Source organism: Cupriavidus sp. 09_S30 (assembly GCF_056930435.1).
In genome coordinates this window covers 1,612,109-1,631,557 of the sequence record NZ_JBXOWI010000001.1, presented here as the reverse complement: position 1 = coordinate 1,631,557, position 19,449 = coordinate 1,612,109, and the positions used below count along the sequence as shown (strand labels likewise).

Sequence of the window (19,449 nt, the reverse complement as noted above, 5' to 3'; positions counted from 1 at the left end):
AGAACTGTTCTAGATTGATGGAGCCACGGAGTCGTCCGGCCTCTGCTGCCGCTACCATGCTGCCCATGACTCAGCGCAGAGACATAAATTGGCGACAGAGTCCTCTCGCTAGCGATATCACCCACCGAATTCGGCGAGCGAGACTGGACTTGCGTTGCCCCTCTTCGGCTTCGAACAACAGCGGCGTTACCCCCGATGTAGGCGTTGATTGCTGACATGTGTGGTCTCTGAGCTCGTTCTTCTATTTGTCGTTCCGAAAGAGGCTCGATCGCTGTATGGCGGCAGTTCGATTCGCGCCTTTTGGGGTTTTTCCGACATCCGGTCACGCACCTTACCAACGGGCTCACCGTGCGACGCGTCTGCTTGGGTGTCGTATGCAATTCGTATGGCTTCTGGAGGCCAGCACTCATAATCGAATAACTGCTTGCATCAGCAACTTGTTGTGCTGTTGATTTATACAGTATTTCCGGTCCCGCCAATTTCAGCGAGACTATGGTGTCCCATCGGGGAAGCGTATGAGTGAGCGAGACCAGAAACCAGAAGTAGATAAGCCAATCAATACCAACGCGGCACCGACCATCGTTGCGTTCACGTTCCAATTTGAACGCGCACTGTATTCGCTGTTCTCGGGCCATGCGAAACGGACGCAAGTCGGCATCGAGACGCTCGACGACGTGGCGGAGTTGACTTGGAATGCCGATGGCACAGTGGATGCGCGGCTTGAGCAGGATGCGAACACGATCCAATCCACAGGCCAACCCTTTCAGGATAGCAGCTACAAGCTGTGGCACACGCTTCGCGTCTGGTTGAGCCATGTCAAGGCGCTACGAGAGAAGTATGCTGAAGTCCGTTTTTGTTTGGTCACGAACGCGAGCGTTCCCGCGAACGCTTTGGCGCGCGTGCTTGCCGATGCAACGTCGGATGAGCAAGTAGAGGGCGCGGTATCTGCGCTACGCGCTCATGCTGAGGCCATCGCGGCGAAGGGAAAAAACGCCTCAAAGGAAGAGTCCGCAGCGAAGGCAAAGTCCGCGACCAAAGCGAAGTCCACTCCGAAGAAGGGAACTTCGGCGAAGACAGAGGCAGAAGCAGTCCTCAAACACGATGACGCTGATTTGAGCTACCTCGTACGTGGGCTGGAGTTGTTGGATCGAGGCGGGACCGATTCAGGTGTGCCGCCGCAGGAAGCGACAATCCAGATTTTCCAGTTGCCTTCGGCGCTTGTCGACCAGGGCGAAGAAATCTACCGATACCTTCTCGGCATAGCCGTCGATACGTGCCGCAAAGCGTGGTCTGATGGAGAAAGTGTCTGGCTATCGCCTCAGACATTTAGAGACCATTTGCACAAAGAGTTTGGCCGTCGTTTCCTCAACAAGTATCTCGACCGTCCGATGGTACACATAGATTTCAAGCATCTTGTTGAGCGGGGTGGGCGGGACTTTTTCTTTCTAAAGCAGCTCTCTCGCCTCGATATTCCAGCGAGAATCATCGACAGACATCTGGACAAATACTGGGCCTTCTATATCGAGCGCGTACGGCTCGAGAAGGAGGGTTTTAATCACGTCGACTGGGAGGCACGCGAGGATACGCTTCACCAGCGATGGCAAGACTGCCGCGACAATGCAGAGATGGAACTGATGACGCGAGCCGACAACTCGCCAGAGAAAATTGGAGTGCTAACGCTCACGAAGACTTTGGACGAGAATTTCAAGGCCGCGCTTGGACGGTACGAAACCGGCAACTCGTACTTCACGCACGGGCACTACCATCACATGGCGAATAAGCCAGACGACCGCTATTTTGTATATTGGCATCCAGTATACGACACGGAGAAGGACGCCGACGACGAGGAGAAGCCTTGATGGCAGGCTACACCGACCGCTCACTCATCCACAATAGCGCGATGGCATGCTTCCTTCTAGCGAGCTTCACCAAGGAATATCAGGCCCGCACTGCGAACACTCGCCATCCGTCCTTTGAGAAGCTGCTGCTCGTCCTGCCACTCGTCTGGCACGGCCCAAGCCGTCGTAGCATTGAGAACCGAAACTTCTCGACGCCCATGCACGCAGTCATTGCCGATGAACCTCGCATCACGGAGCGTTTGGCCGAAAGAGTCGCAGCCCATGCGCCTGTGTCGTCGCAAGGTCTTAATATTGCGTGTGCAACTGGCCTTCTCGTCAAACGTTTCGATGGAGGCGAGAGAGAGTTCGCATTTGGCCCTCCGAGGTGGCCAACCGGGAGTCGTCCAACGAGCATCGATAGCGATATGTCTGGAACCGTTCTACGCCTAGCCAACTGGTTCAAAGACGTCACCACGGCAGAACTCTTCGCAATTCTCGGCCTTCATTGATATGCAATTCTTCATTTCAGAGCTGATTCTCTGGCCTATAAATAAACGCTTCAAGATTCAATCACTAAAGTTCGCGGAAGATAAGGTCAACGTCATCCACGGGCGAAGTCGCACGGGGAAGTCGTCCATTATTGCCATCATTGACTATTGTCTGGGTGCCAAGCGATGCACGATTCCCGTCGGCGAAATCCGCCAGAAGACTGATTGGTTTGGTCTCAAGGTGCGAATCCGTGGCACATGGGTTCTGATCGGGCGTCGTACACCATCAAGTAGTTTTGGGAGCGGTGAGTTCTTCTTTTTGACATTGGACGGACGAGACGCACCCATACCAACCCGCGTCGAAGCGACGCACACACGCACCCAGTATAAGGACGCATTCAACAGGATTGCACGCGTCACCAACATGTCATTGGTCGACGATGAGGACGCTGAAAATTCAGAGAATCGACCATCCTATCGCGACTTGGCTGCATTCAACTTCCTTCCACAGCATATCGTCGCCAATCCGAACGTCCTGTTCTACAAGGCCGACACATACGAACATAAGGACAAGCTAAAGCGCGTCTTACCGTACGCACTCGGTATTGTCGATGCGGAATATCTGAAGAATTCTCGCGAGCGCACGCGTCTTCTGAAGGCTCTCGATTCGCTGCATAAAGTACGGCGAACCCGTGAGACTGCGTTCGCGTCATGGCAAGCAGAGGTCAGGACACTATGGAACGAGTCGGTCGAATTGGGATTGGCCGACGAGCATGATGGCACGTCCCTTGAAGCTTGCGTTCTGTCTCTGAAAGCGTTGAACAACGCGTACATCGAAGGGCGCCTCGCGCAGCGCCTTCGAGCCCCGCAATACGGGTTTTCAAACAGACTCTTTAGGGACGCGACTGAGCAAGAGGAGGCCATCCAGAGAGAGGTCGATGACCTTGTGCAGGAGTTGCGTGACTACCGGGGGCTGTCAGACCGCGCGAAAGAGTTGTCGGGAGCAGTGGAAGGCGAGAGGACTCGCGTAGTGAACCTCGACTGGCTCCAGCGTAGCTTGGTTCGAGATGAGACATGTGTGGTCTGCGGTCTCAACAAGCAATCACAACCATGATGTATTAAATGGTCTTGAGGAAAAGCTTGGCAACGTGACTCGCCTATCGGATGCGCTTCTCGCAGGCCCGATTGTCGACAGGCAACTGGCCGCACTCGAGAAGGATCTTTCGGAAGCCCAAAACAAGCTGCATGCGGCGCGGATGTACCGACTGAGTCTTGAGTCCAAGGAGGCGCTGCCAATGGAATCCTTGGGGCGAGCGTATGTGCTTCTCGGAAGATTGCAGGCTCTTCTCATGGCCCTGGCGACATTGGAAGGCGAGGGAGACTTGGGCGACCGTATTCGTGAGACGGAGGGGGCACTTGCAAAACTCGAGAAATATTTCCTGACGTGCGGTCGCGAGGAACGAGAGAGGGCGGTCGCCAAAAAGCTCGATGAGTACATCAGAGGATATGCAAAGTGGTTTGGCCTCCGGTCGAGAGCAACCGTCGAATTGGACCAGCAAGAGTTGACTTTGAGCTTTTCGAGTGGTGCCGGAGCGCATAAGGACTTTCTGTGGGAAATCGGCAGCGGTGCCAATTGGATGGCGTATCACGTATCAACATTCCTGTCATTGCACGAATTCTTCGTAAAGCCGGAGCGTATAGATGGCCCTGTTTTCAGTTTCCTCGCGATTGACCAGCCAAGCCAAGTATTTTTCCCTAGCGCGGACTCGGGCGACAATCTCCTCGACGAGCATGACGAACAGGCCAAGAGTTTGCGTGGCTCCAGAGACGCCGACATCGAGGACACGCGCCGTATCTTTCGAGCCTTGGCACGTGGAATCGAACGCGCGGAGTTCAAGTATCAAATTATCGTCGTTGAGCATGCCGACAAGTCGATTTGGGGCAGCGTGGACTACATGAATCAGGTTGCCGCGTGGAAGAACGAAGGAGACGGGCTCATTCCGCGCGAGTGGTTCGGCCGGTGATGGGCGATAGCACGTCATTACACGCTGTGTCGGCGCTAGATGCCCATCCATCTTGGCCCATATCAGATCGCCTTCGGGCTGTGAAACGCCGCTTACCCTGGCCGCCGAGAAGTCGGCGCAGCGCTATGCCCTGCTCTTCCTGGCCCGCGACTGCGCGGAGTCAGGCACTTACGGGAATCTGAACGCGAGAATCCAGAGCCGGTGCTCACGCTGGCCGCTGGGCTGGCGCTTTTGGTGCTGGTGTTGAGTGAGTTGGCGCACAGTCACGGGGCCGCGATGCTATTGGAGATCAAGAGCGCCAAGTTCGAAGAAACCGCAGCGTCGCGCTTGTCTGGGTTCTCTTTGGCCCATACCGCAGTCACCGAGTCCGCCTGGTGCAGACGCCCGCTCCCGAGGCATGTCATCAGGTATCGCAAGCGACCGCTTCTGGCTACCGAAGCAGCCATCAACATTCTTCAGATTGATCTTCCGCTCGCGTGAGCCAGTGCTGTTCGTTCCAGGGGCCGTAGCCCCTACTTGGACGGCTTCCACTGGCCCGCCCGGAGATCGAAGTATTCAAAGGCCGAGAGCCGGGCGAGCACGACTTGCTCCACGATATAGTCGACGAGCAGTTGCACATGCCAAACGTGAGTTCGGTCGATTGTTGAAGTCGATCGCAGACACACGCGAAGCTGGCGAGCGTCGGCCAGACCCATCGCGCAATGTCACTGCAGCCGCCGCAACTCAACGTCTGATGATCGGGTAGTATTGCTCCAAACAACTGAGCAGTTTGGAGTCATGAGCGAGGTCATATTGATTTTGGATGAGTCCGGCGCAAAGGGATTCTCCACCAACCAAGAGCAGTCAGCCGGCGAGTTTGGCGTTATGGGAGGCTACTTTGTCCGATCCCGTCATCTGGAGAGGGTTCGAATCGACTTCGACGCCATTCGCAGCAAGTACGGAGTGGAAGGGAAGATTCATATCACAGACCTTCCGCATGATCGACAGCAGGAATTGCGCAACGAAATATTTTTGTATTTTGATGATAGGGAGATGGGCCTCATCTACGAAGCAATCTACGTCGAAGGCTTCAAGAACTACTTTGATGAGGTAAATGCGCAGACGAAAAAGGCTCACAGTGAACGGGATTCGAGCATTAGGATCCCCTACCGGCAGGACCGACAGCGGCTGCAGTCAGCGCTGTTCCAAGGCGTTTTCGGTAAGTCTGCTGCGTATTGTGTGGATTATTTTGGTCGTAGGACTTCGATGACCATCATTACCGACTCGACAGACGATGGAATACTGAAGGAGTTCTCGGCGGGCGCCGACGAGTTCTTGGATGCTGGAAAGCCTAAAGCCCTGGAGTCACGTGGCTACGACACGGAGGCAGAAAAAGTTGTAAGTTTCAAGGGGCTGATGTCAATCGCTGGGGCTGAGGAGGCAATGGGTGACTTTTCTGGAATCACCTATCGCATTTCCTGCGAAGATTCCGGCCTTACGCTGGCTGCCGATGTACTGGTAAACAGTCTTCATCATCACCTGCGAACGAAGCGAGCAGCCGACCCGAAATTGGAACTGAATTCGACGCAAGCTATCGCTGGACATCGTCTGAGTTCATATTTCTACGGTATGGCAGATGGCAAGACACTCGACGGATTCTTCGATAAGTTGTATGCCCATCCGGTCATGAAGGCATGAATCAGTTGTGATTTTGTAAGCGACCTTGTGTTCCGTTATATTGGGTAAGCAATTTGATACCGCCTTGAGCGAGACGGCACCCGGAAGGGTGTCTGCGCTCTGCCTAAGAGCCCGCCCAGAGCGGGCTTTAGCACATCCGGCCTACGAAAAAGGTGTTGAGATGAAAAAGGGATGGAGATATCGCCCGGCGCAGATTGCCAGGTTGCAAGCAAAACGTCGTCAGTACTATAAGGGCACACGAGATGAGCGTGAGCTCGGTCGCTGGATTTGGACTGCAACCATATGCAGTTGCTGGATGTGCGGCAATCCGCGGTGATTTAGCGGTGAGCAGACCCTGCAAGAGCGTCGAGAGTGTCAGTGGCAGTTGGTAGGAGGTGACAGCTATGATCGACGACTTACCAAATGACATGCCATGCGTATCGGGCGCCCACGGTAAGAAGCTGACGCTGAACAGACTCAGCGACCGCTGTGCAGCTTTCTTCTTGTAGCCCCCCCGGCCCAAGTCTGAAGAGTTCCTCGTCCACTTCGGCATGCCGGCCGCCGGGCTCGCCCTACTACCTGCTACTGGCCAGTTCAGCCGGTCACCTCGGCAGCATGTAGTGAGACTCGCGTAGGCGCGCAGCGCGTCATTGATGCGCGTCTGCCAGCCGTCGCCGGTCGCCTTGAAGGCTTCCACCACGTCGCGGTCGGCCCGCATGTTGAGCGTCACCTTGCGCTGGTCCGCCGGCAGTGCGGGCCGGCCGCGCGGCTTGAACAACGCCTTGGCGCCTTCTTGCCGACCTGTTCAGGCAGCGCCTCGCGCGCCGGGCGCATCCGCGCGAGCTGAGCGTCCGTGAGCGGCGGATTGTCAGGGTCCGCCTCCGCGGCTCGGGTTAGAGCCCGGTCTTCGTCGTCGGGAATGAGGATCTTACGCGTCGCCGACATATTTCAGCACCTCGCGGCGGTTAGCCTTGCTCGGGCAATGTCGGCCGCGGCCTACGCAGCAACAACGCCACGGAACCGCCGCCACGCCCTAGCCGACATTTGCTGGCGCCCGCTGAAGCAGATTGACGCAGGCAGCGACTCCCAGAAGAACCGGCGATACCCAGAAACCGGCTGCGATACTTCCTGTCGCATCGGAAATGGCGCCTGCCAGGATCGGTCCAACTGTCTGGCCGAAAGCAAAGCCCACGGTCAGGAGCGAAATGGCCGCCGTCCATGACGACGGATTCAGCTGCCGCTGCGCCACGATGGTAATTGCGGTCGGGCCGGCCATGAAACTACCGCCGAATACGATCGCCGACGGAAACGTGGATACGGGGCCGGGATAGAGAAGTACCGGAAGCGTGCCTATCATCGACGTCGCGAACACAAGGGCGGGGCCGCGGCCATCGCTGAATGCGCCGAGAGCTCTCCCCCACAGCAGATTGGACACCGTGGACACAAGCCCCAGGACAAACCAGAACCACATCATTTGTTCGCTGCTTCCGCCCTGGTTCTGAAGCAGCGCCATGATGAAGGTCATGTACCCCACGTAGCCCGCCCCGAAGATGCCGTAGCCCAGCAAGGTCGGCGCCAATTGGCGGAGTTCCCGCATATCCAGCGTCGCCGAGTTGGCGCCGCTAGGTTCCGGTACATTGCGAGCCGCCCACGAAGCAGCCGGCAGACCTGCCGCGCCGAGGATGCCAAGGGCTATCCAGCCTTTTGGCCAATGCTGCACGTTTCCGTCCAGCAAGAGGGGGATTGCAGCGCCTGCGACCAACACGCCCAGACTGACGCCGGCAACGTAGATCCCGACCAGCGCTCCGCGCCGCTTGGGTGTGGCGCCTGGGCAGATTGCAGAGGTCAGGCCTGCGCCTAGGATGAACGTGATGGCTGTCGATACGCCGCCGACGGTACGCAAGGCGATCAGCAGATAAAAGCGGTCGGTGGTCGCCGTAAGCAAGAGTACGAGCACGCTCACTGCGAAAGCGATGATGAAACTCCGTGCTGCGCGCCATTGCCTGGCGGCCCATGCCGCAAGCAAGGCGCCCGCGATATAGCCAGCGCCATTGGCGGTGTTCAGGGCACCAGCTTCGACATAGCTCCATCCCAAATCCGCGCGCATGGGTGGCAGGAGCAATCCATAGGCAAACCGGGACAAGCCCAAGGCGACAGCGGCCCCGGTCGAAAGGCCGAGGGCAATCAGCACTTCCCGCGAAGTGTCGCTCTTGCGCTCGCTGGCGCTCTCCAGGACGTCCATTTCCATCGTCTGCGCTCCAGTACTTGATGACTGCCTGCTGCACAACCATGAGGCTTTCCGCCCAACTCTTTAAGGCGGCTCGACTTCCAGGAAACCTAGTCGGACATTATCGCCAAGGCCCTCTCGCCTTGAGATGCGGCTCTTTCTTCTTTTTTAGTAACTGAGATGCAACTGGCTTGCCAGCCGGCTTCGGGTGCCGACGCGAAGCACAAGGCGCCATACAATACGCGCTGCCAACCTCTGACCGCAGCAAAACACATGCGCTTCGTCGTCATCGGAACCAGCGGATCAGGAAAATCCAGCTTCGCCAGCGCCCTGGCGGCATCTGCAGGCTGCCCGTATATCGAACTCGATCAGTTCTATTGGGGCCCCAACTGGGCGGCCGTCCCGCCTGAAGACTTCGAGAAGGCCGTGCTTGCCGCCACGGCGGGAGACCGCTGGGTGGCCGACGGGAACTACAGCGCCGTGCGGGACGTGCTGTGGTCTAGAGCAACGCATATTGTCTGGCTGAACTTCGGCCGGTGGACGGTGTTCTCGCGCGTGCTCTGGCGCACGGTCAGCCGCGGCGTCATGCGGACAGAACTCTCTCATGGCAATCGCGAATCCCTGCGGATGGCATTTTGCTCCAGGGATTCGATTCTGCTGTGGTCCTACACGACGTTCGCCAAGAATCGCCTCAAGTTCGCCAGCCTGCGCGATGATCCCAAGTACGCCCATCTCCAGTGGACCGAGATCACCAAGCCACGGCACACCAATGCGTTCATCGAGCGGCATGCCGGCACCAAGGGCTGACGTACGATCCTGAAGGCAGCCACTGCTCACCTTCCACCCGATCCCGCTTCGCATCCCTTCTCGGCTCGCAATCACGCCGAGTGGGGCGCCTTCTGTGACCTGAGCGCCGAGATCTTGAGCCGCGTGCTCACACCGGTCACCGGTCTGTTGCTTGTGGTGCTGGCGTCGAGTGAGTTGGCGGCACAGTCACGGAGCCGCGATGCTCTTGGAGATCAAGAGCGCCGAGTTCGAAGAATCCGCAGCGCCGCGCTTGTCGAGGTTCGCTTTGGCCCATACGCAGTCATGGAGTCCGCCTGGCACAGAGGCCCGCTCCCGACAAGGAGCAACTGTTCAGCGTCTGCAGCGCGAGTGCTACGCTAGGCGTCCGTGCTGCGATAATCCCCCCAGTTCCACACTCTGATTGAGCCGATGAATGCCATCTACAGCGAGGCGTATATAGACCAACTGGTTGATAGTCGAAGCTATGACGCTATGGCGATGCTGAGCACCTATGTGGAAGCGGTTTCGCCCGAGCCCGAAGAGGCGGGACGTGGATTGCCGATACAGCTATTCGTATTCATTGAAGCCTTGGCATGGTTTGCGCAAGCGGTCTCGATCCGGCGTCTGGACCTACTTCGAAGCGACATCCCCGTTGCGGCAGGAAGCAATGCGAGCGAGCCTTGTACGGCTACGCTGTGATTCGCTTGCGCAGCATTACGCCTTCGGTATGCTTCATTGGAAGGATCCTGCGTTGATGCAGCAGTTGGACCGAGCGCTCGAAGAGGGCGAGAAAGAGAATGAATCCTGGCTCGTGAGCTTGTTGGATTCGCAACGCGTTCAGCTGAGACAACTGCTGCGCAAAACGAGCGAGTGGAAAGGCGACTGACGAGCCTACCATCGCTTTGGGTCCGGCAGCGGTCTGGCCGCCGGCGGTTGCGCGACGGTCGCAATGAGCCCCCAAGCGGACTTGGTCGCCATGCCGGCCGATTCACCCCCCCCACCCTGCGCTGGCCTCTGCCGGGACAGGCCCACGCCACCGCCCTACGGCACCCCATCAAGAGAATCACCCATCTCAAAAAGCACGCCCGTGCCGACATTTCAGAATGGCGGGCGGAACGACAATTGAGCTCGGCGTGGGCGCGGGAGACGATAGCATCACAATTCGATGTTATTCTCCGTGGTACGGTCATTCTCGATACCCGACTACAGCAAATCAAGACCAATGCCGTAAGTGCTTGTAGCGGTGCCGAAGCATTTGCCAGCCAATGGCGCTGTAGTAGAGGCAGCAACTCGTTCGGCAAGGTGTCCTAATGCGGATCGCGGACATTCACAGGGGAGCGTTTCAGATGTCAGGCAAGTGCAAATACTGCGGAGCGACCACTACCGCAGGTGGCGGTTGCTCGAAGAGCCCTACCAAGACGCACGTCGTCTACGTGGCCGGGAAGTGCGTGTATTGCGGCGCCACTGCCACCGCAGGTGGAGGATGCACAAAAAGCCCTCACAAGACTCACATGGTCGACGCGGGCCCAAAGAAATGCATCTATTGCTCAGCTACCGCTAGTGCTGGTGGCGGCTGTTCGAAGAGCCCTTCCCGAGGTCATGTCCTCGGTGGCGGCATGCTGTAAATCCAGGAGAAAACCATGGCACTGTCGGCTGACGACAAAAAACAGATTGCAAAACTCGTAAAGGAGGGAAAGAAAATCTCGGAAATTCGACGGGACAACTTCCCCAAATACACGTACAGCGAGATCTATTCCGCCGCCCACGAGAAAACGGACGGCAGTTCTCTCGGCCTCAAGAAGAAGATCACCTACCGGCTGAAAAGCCTGGCCGCCTCTAATTCGAAATCTGAAAAGGACGCGTATGCCAAAGAGATTCAAGATCTGGTGAATGCTCTTTATAAGCAGCATAAAGAGATGTCCGCGAAGTTGGCAGAAATGCGCGAAGTACTAGAGTGATCGATTGAATCAATCGGCGCCCCCATCAACCGCTTAGGAAATTTTAAGAAATGGCATACTCCAACGCCGTATATCGTGTCCAGTATCGGATTAACAACTCCGGCAGCTCTACGCAGAACGTAACCGGGTGCTTTAGTGAGGCAGAGGCGGCGGACAAGGTCAAGCGCTCCTTCGGCAGCGCTACCAAAATTGAAATTATCTCCGTTGTGAAGATTAAATAATCTTCCTTCGCCTTCGCCTTCGCATCGGAGAGATCCTCACCTGGGGACCTCTCCAAAGGCCATATCTGAAAATCAAAGTAGCAGGCGCCAGCCTGGACCCTTGGTGGCAAACTTTTAATACATGAAAGGGAATTCCGTGCTCTAACGAAGCGCGGCAATGCAGGTGACCACTGCGCTCATCTATCACGTCGACCGACCGTTCCTGGCCGAGGTTGTGTGAAAACACTAGTGCATCGCCTAGACTGAAGCAACTTGTCAGCGCGGGACGGCCCATGAAGCGATTCATCGAAGGCGAAGATCGACAGCAGGTAACTCTGCTACCAGAGTGTCTTGATGACTATATCGGTGAAGACAATCCTGTTCGCGTCATCGATGCCTTTGTTGATGAGCTTGATCTGCATAGGCTTGGCTTTAAAGGCGCCGCTCCTGCGGCCACCGGTCGACCGGCGTATCACCCGTCGGTCTTGCTGAAGATTTATATCTATGGCTACCTCAATCGCATCCAGTCGAGCCGCCGCCTGGAGCGCGAGACTCAGCGCAACGTCGAATTGATGTGGTTGACCGGACGGCTTGCACCGGATTTCAAAACCATTGCGGACTTCCGTCACGACAACGGCGTGGGGATTCGGAACGTTTGCCGGCGCTTCGTCGCACTGTGCCGGGACTTGAAGCTGTTCTCTCAGGCAACCGTGGCGATCGATAGCAGCAAGTTCAAAGCAGTCAACAGTCGGGACCGCAATTTCACGTCGGGCAAGATCGACAAGCGCCAGCAGCAAATTGAGCAGAGCATCCAGCGCTATCTCGACGCCCTGGAGACCGCCGACCGAACCCAGCCGGCTGAAGTCGAAGCAAAGACGACGAGGCTGCAGGAAAAGATCAAGAAACTGCGCCAGCAGATGCGGGAGTTGGATCGCATCAAGGAAGAGTTGAAGAGTGAGCCCGATGAGCAGCTATCACTCACGGATCCTGACGCGCGCTCGATGATCTCACAAGCCAAGGGAACGGGGGTTGTAGGGTACAACGTTCAGGCGGCCGTTGATGCCAAGCACCACCTGATTGTGGAGCATGAGGTCACAAACATCGGCAGCGACCGTGCGCAACTAAGCAAGATAGCCAACGCTGCGCGTGAAGCGATGGGCCGGAAGAGACTGCAGGCCTTTGCTGATCGTGGGTACTTCAATGGACCGGAGATCAAAGCATGTGAAGACGCCGGCGTCACGCCCTTCGTGCCGAAGCCGATGACGTCGAACGCGAAGGCTGACGGACGGTTTAGCAAAGCAGACTTTATCTACGTGGCAAGGGATGACGAATACCAATGCCCGGCAGGCGAGAGAGCGATCCATAGGTTCACCACGGTCGAGCACAACCTAAAGCTGCATGTGTACTGGAGCAGCGCCTGCCCCAGGTGCCCAATGCGCGATCAATGCACGATCACGGACTACCGGCGCATTCGCCGATGGGAGCATGAGGTGGTGCTTGAGCGGATGCAGCAGCGGCTCGACCGCAGGCCCGATGCCATGACACTGCGAAGACGCACCATTGAGCACGTGTTTGGCACGCTTAAACACTGGATGGGCTCGACGCACTTCCTGACGAAGAAGCTAGAGCATGTGAGCACTGAAATGAGCCTGCACGTGCTTGCATACAATCTCAAGCGGGTAATTAGGGTGCTCGGGATCGCCAGAATGATGAAGGTGGTGAAGCTAGCGGGGGCGTAAGCCTTTTTGGCGATGTTTTAACGCTCGCGTGGGGTGCCTCAAAGCCAATTAGGAAGGCATTGCCGCCATTCGGTGTCGCATCGGCACTGAATTGACCGAAGAAGTGGAAAGCCCAGCGCGACCTACATATATGGACGCGCGCACGGCGGCCCACTGAGCGTTTCCACACGGCCTCGGCCGTGAGCGGCCCTTCTTCCCAAACAGACTCAGTACCCGCTGTGCAGCCTTCTTCTGCTAGCCCCCCGGCCCATCTCTGTAGAGTTCCGCGTCCACGTTGGCATGCCGGCCGCCGGGCTCGTCCTGCTGCACGCTAGTGGCTAGGTCAGCCGGTCACCTCGGCAGCATACGGTGAGACTTCGCGTAGGCGCGCAGCGCGTCATTGATACGCGTCTGCCAGCCGTCACCGGTCGCCCTGAAGGCTTCCACCACGTCGCGGTCGGCCCGCATGTTGAGCGTCACCTTGCGCTGGTCCGCCGGCAGTGCGGGCCGTCCGCGCGGCTTGAGCAACGCCTTGGCCGCCTTCTCGCCGACCAGCTCGGGCAGCGCGTCGCGCGCCGGGCGCATCCGCGCGAACTGCTCGTCCGTGAGCGGCGGATTGTCAGGGTCCGCCTCCGCGGCCCGGGTCAGGGCCCGGTCTTCGTCGTCGTTGGGAATGTGGATCTTACGCTTCGTCGACATATTTCAGCACCTCGCGGCGGTTAGCCTTGCGCAGGCTGATGACGCGCATCGCTTCGCTGTGAACACCAGCACATGGACACGTTCGCCAATCAGGCCGGTGGCGATTGAGCGCGCTTCGCCGTAGGGGAAGCGGTCATCCTCCACGATTGTGGCCGTGTCCATCTCGAACGATTCGGCCGCCGTCAACGACATGCCGTGCTTGGCTTGGTTGATCTCGTCTTTGGCGGGGTCGAACTCGATTTCCATGCAATTATTGCATGGGCATTAAATGCCAAGCGCAAGCATTTTTTGCCTACACAAAATATAGCAGATGCAGATCTCGCACGGCGCCCTACTCGCCGGCGTCGGCGCCACTTTCTGGATGGATGCCATGGTCGGCCGCGGGGATTCCGCGGGGGAAGTCTCGGGGAGAGCCGGCCGATTATATGTGCCAGAAAGCGCGCTTTTGCGGGGTACCGGAAGAAGATGAAATTTCCCACATAGCCTTGCTGGACAAGGGATTGCGGAATTTTATGGGAAGAAGTACGGACGTGCCTTATCAGGCTTGAGACGTTGCCTCGCCCCCGTCGGTCTATGCAGCAACGCCACGAAACGGCCGCCCCGCGCTAGCCGATATATGCTGGCGCCCGGATCTCCCCCGAGAGCGCCGACGGCGCAGCGGGCGTGGATGCCACACCCTGATGCCGTTTCATGCGGTGACCCCCGCTCCAAGCCGTGCCGCACGATCTGCCCCTTGTTGTAGTGCCCCAGTGAATTCGACTCCAAAACGCCTTCCCACATCTGCCGGGATTCGGCTGCAGCCATCAAGGACGTGTTGACCGGGCGCTTACCCTACGACAACAGTCGGTCCCCCTTCAACCTATGCGCCCGGCGGCAGGCTCAGGCCAAGGTTCAGGAGTTGCGTCAGGATTCTTTCGTCCGACGTTGACGATAGACGGTCACGCCGTCCTCTTCGCGCGCGGCCAGCGCATTGCGCGCGCCGCAGATCGGGCAGCGGAACAGTGGGCCTTGGCCCTCGTTGACGACAACCACTTCGGTGGACTCCCAGCGGGTTCCACAGGATTGGTTCTGGCAGGTGTAGTAGATGGGCTTTTTCATTGGCGCGGATCGTAGCACGAGATGAGGAGCTTGCCGGGATTCGGGGCCAACGCCGATCAAGCACTTCCAGCACGGCGTCGATCAGCCGATTTCGCAGCGCGTCCTTAGCGAAAGCACTGTCTCATGCCGACTGTGGAGCGGACGCTCGTCTCCCAGATGTCGCCCCTCAGTTCCACCTTCATGCCCACAACCCTCCCCGCGTTGCCATCAGCGTTTGCGCGAGCTTACGCAGGTTCCGCCAGATCTCAGACGGCTTGCGGTTCTGCCTGGCGGCCACTTCGGCCACGACCTTGGTTACCAGCTGGAGCGGCGCCTCATCGAGGACCTGGGCCAGATGGGGGCGGAATTCCGCCGGGGCCTCGCCCGAGACCAGCGCCTGTTCCAACGTTTCAGGTTTCAATTCACCCACATAGCTGACGCTGGCCCCTTTAGCAGCCATCCACAGGGCACGTATCGGCCGACCTTCGGCTTTCCGATCCGCTTCGGGGTCACCGATCTCCAGGGAGAGACCAAGCACGTCCAGGAGTCGCTCCAAGGTATCGAGCGTGGCGTTGACGTGGCCATGCTCGATGCCGTTTAGAGACTGCCGCGACACATTGGCCATCAGCGCCAATTGCTGTTGCGTGAGCCCCAAATCACCCCGCTTGCGCTGGATGACGCCGCCGAGCGTTGCTGCGTTCATCTTGCCCCCCATTTTTGTCAAGTATAGACGACAAAAATGGACAAATTCATGCTGACTTGAACATCCGAAGCCAAGTGATTCGCCAAGCTGACGAGCGTGCGAAGGCGTGACGCGCCATGGATTACCCGGAACCATGAGCGACGGCGTCGAACCTAGTACGTCGCCCCGGGCAAACCGGCCTGGCATCCGCCCACCGGTGGGCCCTTCCGCTAAAATGCCGCCCTTTCCACCTCGTCCGGCGCGCTCGCCATGCAACTCGCCTCCCCCGCCCAACCCGCCTCCCACGGCGCCGATGACGCAGACGCGTCCCGCGACCTCGTCTACGGCCCCGACGACCGGCCCTCGCCGATGATCGCTTTCGTCGCCGCGCTGCAACACCTGCTGGCTATCATCGTGCCGATCGTTACGCCCGGCCTGCTGATCTGCCAGGCGCTGGGCGTGTCCAGCCGCGATACGACCCTGATTGTGTCGATGTCGCTGGTGATCTCCGGCATTGCGACTTTCCTTCAGTGCAAGCGTTTCGGCCCGCTCGGCGCCGGGCTGCTGATCGTTCAGGGCACGAGCTTCAACTTCGTCGGCCCGCTGATTGCCGGCGGCAGCCTGATGGTCAAGCAGGGCACGCCGGTCGAGAGCGTGATGGCCGCGATCTTCGGCGTCGTCATCGCCGGTTCGTTTGTCGAGATGGGCGTATCGCGCATCCTGCCGTTCGTGAAGCGCCTGATTACGCCGCTCGTCACCGGCATCGTCGTGCTGCTGATTGGCCTCACGTTGATTAAGGTCGGCCTCATCAGCATGGGCGGCGGCTTTGGCGCGATGGCCAACCACACGTTCGCGAGCGCCGAGAACCTGACCCTGTCATGCCTCGTGCTCGGCACGATCATCCTGCTGAATCGCGTGCCGATCGTCTGGGTGCGCAGCACCGCGCTCGTCATTGCGCTCGTGATCGGCTATCTCGCGGCCGCGTTCCTCGGCCGCCTCGATTTCACCGGCATGCAGCAGGCCGCGCTGTTCCAGATTCCGACGCCGCTGCACTTCGGCATCGGCTTCTCGTGGTCGCTGTTCGTACCGATGCTGATCATCTATCTCGTCACGTCGCTCGAAGCGATCGGCGACGTCACGGCCACCAGCAAGATCTCGAAGGAGCCGGTCGAAGGGCCGGTGTGGATGCAGCGGATCAAGGGCGGCGTGCTCGTCAACGGCGCGAACTCGCTGCTGGCCGGCGTGTTCAACACGTTCCCGAGCTCCGTGTTCGCGCAGAACAATGGCGTGATCCAGATTACCGGCGTCGCCAGCCGCTACGTCGGCATCTGGATCGCCGGGATGCTCGTGGTGCTCGGCCTGTTCCCGGTCGTGGCCGGCGCGCTGCAGGCCGTGCCGGAGCCGGTGCTGGGCGGCGCGGCGATGGTGATGTTCGGCGCGGTGGCCGCGTCGGGCATCAACATTCTCTCGGGCATCCAGCTCGACCGCCGCGCGCTGCTGATCATTGCGGTGTCGCTGGCGCTGGGGCTCGGCGTATCGCAGGTGCCGGAGATTCTCAACAGCCTGCCGCATGCGCTGAAGAACGTGCTGGAATCGGGCGTCGCGACCGGCGGGATCTGTGCGCTCGTGATGAACTGGTTTTTGCCGGAGAAGAAGTAACGCTCAGGAAGGCAGCCCGGATTCCGGGCGGCCTGTCTTGTCGAAGGGAGCCATCCCGGCACGGGCGCGGCGATCCCGCGCCAGATAAGGCGGGAGCCGCGCAACGCGCGGCGCTACGCGCGCTTCGCGCCTCTATCGCCCGCTCCACGGCCGCCATGTCCTTGTTACCGTGGCCCAGCCTGACCGTCTCCGTGTACAGGTTTACGCACACGTCGAGCAGCCGCGACGCGAGGTTCGCGTTGCGCGCAGCCTCGGCCGCAAGCCGGTTGTTCTTCAGCACGTCGACGATCGACGCCTGCACCTTGAAATCCTCGCTCACGAGCTTGCCGACCTTCACGCGCGACACATTGCTCGCCATCGGTTCCGCGTCGAGCACGGCCTGGAACTGTTTCATGTCGAGTCCGTAGCAGCCAGCAATCGGCACTTCTCAACCGTGCGGTATATTCAGTTCTTCGACAACACGCTCAAGCAATCGGCATGGCCAAGAAATCTATTCGCGTATCGCATGTTGGGATACCCGGTGACCTGAGTGTCCTGAAACTGAAGGGCTATCTGAGATCTGCCCTGGCTGAAGTGGCGGAAGGTAGCGGAGACGACGAAATCCTGCTGGTTAAGGTGCTGGTACCACGGCCACTGGGCCTGCGAGCCGGTGAAAAATTCTTCGACAAGGTCTTGCAAGGGATCGTGGACAAGGATCCACGCGTGTATCGGGTATCGGTCGAGTTTATCGACGGTGAAGTTACGCCCGAAAAGATCTCGGAAAGCCAGGCGCGAACGCAGAAGGAAATTGACGCGTACGGGCACTTGCTCAACGAATCGACGGACGACGAGCAACCCGACTGATCATCCAGAGGTGGCCACTTCGGGTTGCCCTGATTAACTTGTGACTAATCTCGACCAGCTTCGATGATTTTCTCAGCAAGTCCGTCTGGATTGGTGAAAATAACTTCGTGGCTGCCCGACATTTGCACCAACCTGAACAGGCCAAGTCGACTGGACATACGCGGATGCCAGCCCCATTCTCCGTGCGGTAGCGCCGTATCTTCCGTGCAATTCAAATAGCTCTTGGGAATTTGCAAAGCGTAGAATTTCTTGAGATCCAGCTTGTCGGCAAGCGGCTGGAACGGCTCGGAGGAAAGTCTCGCATATGCACTACGCGCTTGCTCTTCGGTCGCATCGTTCATAAACGCCTCCCGCCAAACGGGCCACGGCAACATAACGGTATTGTCGTCGGATGCTGCGGCGAGACTGCTAAACATGTCTCTATAGTTGGGAGGGGCCTCATCTAGAAGTGCGTTTCCGTCCTGAGGAACGAAGGCATTCCAGAACACTAAGCGGCGAATTCGGTCGGGAATTGCTTCCGCTATCTTCGCAATGACTGTTCCGCCGAAACTATGGCCAACCAGCACGAAGTCGCGTAGATCGTTATTCACTACGTAATCGACCATGGACAGTGTGCATTGCGCATGGTTGACGTCTTTGGGTACGCCGATACCATGTCCCGCCATCGTCGGCGCATGTGCGGTGTGGCCCAGACTTACAAGTCTGCGAACGACGGCGTCCCATGTTGAGCCATCGTGCCAAGATCCATGAACCAGAACAAATGTCGTCATGTCTTCTCCACTAAAAAATGATGCGATGACAAAGCCGCAAGGCCGGCTGGCCGGTACGGCTTTCCGCATCTCAGCGAGCGCTTGTCGCAAGGGCAATCCGGTCTTTCTACGTCAATCGCATTCGGCTGAGGTTGGGAATCGTCGGTAAATCATGCCGAGCGGGCCAAGGCCGCTTTTGGACATCCCCGAGGTCCAAGAGGTAGGATCCCGAAGGCCCACACGCTTCAGGAGCGCTCATGTTTGACCACGTCAAATTCGGAGTCAGCGATTACGCAGCGAGCAAGGCGTTTTTCCTCAAGGCACTCGAACCGCTCGGTGTAGCGCTTGTCTCGGAGGGGCCGCCGACGTACGGTGTCGAGCTTAGCCCGAAAGGCAAGGCTTCGCTCTGCCTGTTCCAAACCAAGGAAAAGCCTGCGCATCTTCACCTGGCGTTCAGGGCTGAGAATCGCCAGCAGGTCGAAGCTTTCTATCGCGCGGCCCTGGAGGCGGGCGGCATAGACAATGGTGCGCCAGGTCTGCGCCCGCACTACCATGCGAGCTACTATGCGGCGTTCGTCATTGGGCCTGACGGGCACAACATCGAAGTGGTTTGCCACGACCCCGCTGCCCTGACGTAATGGATCCCGCAGAACCCGCTGGAGAAGTTGGACTGCGATGGGGCTGGGAGTTGGCGGCGCAGTGCGAGGTTGACTCGGCCACTTCATAACCCCCCCGGGGTGAGGCCGCCTTGATGCCGGCCTCGACGCGTTCAACTGAGGCGTAGCCGACCCATCGTCCTCGACTACGCCAGTTGCTCACGGCGATGGCTGCTGCCAGCCGAGTCT

At 58.5% G+C, this 19,449-nt stretch carries 20 protein-coding genes and 2 pseudogenes; 14 read left to right on the top strand and 8 right to left on the bottom strand.

The window, feature by feature from the left end; all coding sequences use genetic code 11:
• Positions 1 to 515: 515 nt before the first annotated feature.
• From AC1Z3O_RS07885 to AC1Z3O_RS07860, 6 genes are all read left to right on the top strand, one after another.
• Complete coding sequence (locus AC1Z3O_RS07885; RefSeq protein WP_483514949.1) at positions 516 to 1,859, top strand: ABC-three component system protein; 1,344 nt, start codon at positions 516 to 518, stop codon at positions 1,857 to 1,859.
• Complete coding sequence (locus tag AC1Z3O_RS07880; RefSeq protein ID WP_483514947.1) at positions 1,859 to 2,347, top strand: three component ABC system middle component; 489 nt, start codon at positions 1,859 to 1,861, stop codon at positions 2,345 to 2,347. Before AC1Z3O_RS07885 ends, AC1Z3O_RS07880 begins: the two co-directional genes overlap by 1 nt.
• A gap of 1 nt (position 2,348) precedes the next feature.
• Positions 2,349 to 3,440, top strand: coding sequence for a hypothetical protein (locus tag AC1Z3O_RS07875; RefSeq protein WP_483514945.1), 1,092 nt, complete (start codon positions 2,349 to 2,351; stop codon positions 3,438 to 3,440).
• Positions 3,403 to 4,350, top strand: coding sequence for a DUF3732 domain-containing protein (locus AC1Z3O_RS07870; RefSeq protein WP_483514944.1), 948 nt, complete (start codon positions 3,403 to 3,405; stop codon positions 4,348 to 4,350). Before AC1Z3O_RS07875 ends, AC1Z3O_RS07870 begins: the two co-directional genes overlap by 38 nt.
• Positions 4,351 to 4,551: 201 nt before the next feature.
• Positions 4,552 to 4,830, top strand: coding sequence for a hypothetical protein (locus tag AC1Z3O_RS07865; RefSeq protein ID WP_483514943.1), 279 nt, complete (start codon positions 4,552 to 4,554; stop codon positions 4,828 to 4,830).
• 297 nt (positions 4,831 to 5,127) lie between these two features.
• The gene (locus AC1Z3O_RS07860; RefSeq protein ID WP_483514942.1) at positions 5,128 to 6,027 is read left to right on the top strand and encodes a hypothetical protein; all 900 of its coding nucleotides are present in this window, start codon (positions 5,128 to 5,130) and stop codon (positions 6,025 to 6,027) included.
• A gap of 581 nt (positions 6,028 to 6,608) precedes the next feature.
• Here AC1Z3O_RS07860 and AC1Z3O_RS07855 read toward each other — a convergent pair.
• Positions 6,609 to 6,951 (bottom strand): annotated as a pseudogene (locus AC1Z3O_RS07855) (BrnA antitoxin family protein).
• An 88-nt stretch (positions 6,952 to 7,039) separates the two neighbouring features.
• Complete coding sequence (locus AC1Z3O_RS07850) at positions 7,040 to 8,254, bottom strand: YbfB/YjiJ family MFS transporter (RefSeq protein ID WP_483514940.1); 1,215 nt, start codon at positions 8,252 to 8,254, stop codon at positions 7,040 to 7,042.
• 252 nt (positions 8,255 to 8,506) lie between these two features.
• Between AC1Z3O_RS07850 and AC1Z3O_RS07845 the strand changes: the two genes are divergently transcribed.
• The 5 genes from AC1Z3O_RS07845 (at position 8,507) to AC1Z3O_RS07825 (ending at position 12,916) form a co-directional block, all read left to right on the top strand.
• On the top strand, positions 8,507 to 9,040 hold the full coding sequence (locus tag AC1Z3O_RS07845; RefSeq protein WP_483514938.1) for a P-loop NTPase family protein: 534 nt from the start codon (positions 8,507 to 8,509) through the stop codon (positions 9,038 to 9,040).
• A 408-nt stretch (positions 9,041 to 9,448) separates the two neighbouring features.
• Positions 9,449 to 9,718, top strand: coding sequence for a hypothetical protein (locus tag AC1Z3O_RS07840; protein ID WP_483514936.1), 270 nt, complete (start codon positions 9,449 to 9,451; stop codon positions 9,716 to 9,718).
• Between the two features lie 55 nt (positions 9,719 to 9,773).
• Complete coding sequence (locus tag AC1Z3O_RS07835) at positions 9,774 to 9,905, top strand: hypothetical protein (RefSeq protein ID WP_483514935.1); 132 nt, start codon at positions 9,774 to 9,776, stop codon at positions 9,903 to 9,905.
• A 754-nt stretch (positions 9,906 to 10,659) separates the two neighbouring features.
• Positions 10,660 to 10,977 carry a hypothetical protein gene (locus AC1Z3O_RS07830; RefSeq protein ID WP_483514934.1) on the top strand — a complete coding sequence of 106 codons (318 nt, stop codon included), beginning with the start codon at positions 10,660 to 10,662 and terminating at the stop codon, positions 10,975 to 10,977.
• Between the two features lie 493 nt (positions 10,978 to 11,470).
• The gene (locus tag AC1Z3O_RS07825; protein ID WP_483514932.1) at positions 11,471 to 12,916 is read left to right on the top strand and encodes an IS1182 family transposase; all 1,446 of its coding nucleotides are present in this window, start codon (positions 11,471 to 11,473) and stop codon (positions 12,914 to 12,916) included.
• A 330-nt stretch (positions 12,917 to 13,246) separates the two neighbouring features.
• Here AC1Z3O_RS07825 and AC1Z3O_RS07820 read toward each other — a convergent pair whose 3' ends face one another.
• From AC1Z3O_RS07820 to AC1Z3O_RS07805, 4 genes are all read right to left on the bottom strand, one after another.
• The gene (locus AC1Z3O_RS07820; protein ID WP_483514931.1) at positions 13,247 to 13,594 is read right to left on the bottom strand and encodes a BrnA antitoxin family protein; all 348 of its coding nucleotides are present in this window, start codon (positions 13,592 to 13,594) and stop codon (positions 13,247 to 13,249) included.
• A gap of 3 nt (positions 13,595 to 13,597) precedes the next feature.
• Positions 13,598 to 13,840: a BrnT family toxin gene (locus AC1Z3O_RS07815; protein WP_483514929.1), complete on the bottom strand. Its 243-nt coding sequence runs from the start codon at positions 13,838 to 13,840 to the stop codon at positions 13,598 to 13,600.
• A gap of 657 nt (positions 13,841 to 14,497) precedes the next feature.
• On the bottom strand, positions 14,498 to 14,692 hold the full coding sequence (locus AC1Z3O_RS07810) for a hypothetical protein (protein ID WP_483514927.1): 195 nt from the start codon (positions 14,690 to 14,692) through the stop codon (positions 14,498 to 14,500).
• Positions 14,693 to 14,870: 178 nt separating this feature from the next.
• On the bottom strand, positions 14,871 to 15,374 hold the full coding sequence (locus AC1Z3O_RS07805) for a helix-turn-helix domain-containing protein (RefSeq protein ID WP_483514926.1): 504 nt from the start codon (positions 15,372 to 15,374) through the stop codon (positions 14,871 to 14,873).
• A gap of 249 nt (positions 15,375 to 15,623) precedes the next feature.
• Here AC1Z3O_RS07805 and AC1Z3O_RS07800 point away from each other — a divergent pair, with 249 nt between their 5' ends.
• On the top strand, positions 15,624 to 17,012 hold the full coding sequence (locus AC1Z3O_RS07800; RefSeq protein ID WP_483514924.1) for a uracil-xanthine permease family protein: 1,389 nt from the start codon (positions 15,624 to 15,626) through the stop codon (positions 17,010 to 17,012).
• Between the two features lie 121 nt (positions 17,013 to 17,133).
• On the opposite strand, the pseudogene AC1Z3O_RS07795 reads toward AC1Z3O_RS07800, so the two are convergent.
• Positions 17,134 to 17,418: pseudogene (locus AC1Z3O_RS07795) on the bottom strand (NAD-binding protein); the annotation flags it as partial.
• 71 nt (positions 17,419 to 17,489) lie between these two features.
• Here AC1Z3O_RS07795 and AC1Z3O_RS07790 point away from each other — a divergent pair.
• Positions 17,490 to 17,855: a hypothetical protein gene (locus AC1Z3O_RS07790; protein WP_483514922.1), complete on the top strand. Its 366-nt coding sequence runs from the start codon at positions 17,490 to 17,492 to the stop codon at positions 17,853 to 17,855.
• Between the two features lie 44 nt (positions 17,856 to 17,899).
• Here AC1Z3O_RS07790 and AC1Z3O_RS07785 read toward each other — a convergent pair whose 3' ends face one another.
• On the bottom strand, positions 17,900 to 18,625 hold the full coding sequence (locus tag AC1Z3O_RS07785; RefSeq protein WP_483514921.1) for an alpha/beta fold hydrolase: 726 nt from the start codon (positions 18,623 to 18,625) through the stop codon (positions 17,900 to 17,902).
• A 236-nt stretch (positions 18,626 to 18,861) separates the two neighbouring features.
• Between AC1Z3O_RS07785 and AC1Z3O_RS07780 the strand changes: the two genes are divergently transcribed.
• Positions 18,862 to 19,242 carry a VOC family protein gene (locus tag AC1Z3O_RS07780; protein ID WP_483514919.1) on the top strand — a complete coding sequence of 127 codons (381 nt, stop codon included), beginning with the start codon at positions 18,862 to 18,864 and terminating at the stop codon, positions 19,240 to 19,242.
• The last annotated feature ends 207 nt before the right edge of the window (positions 19,243 to 19,449 follow it).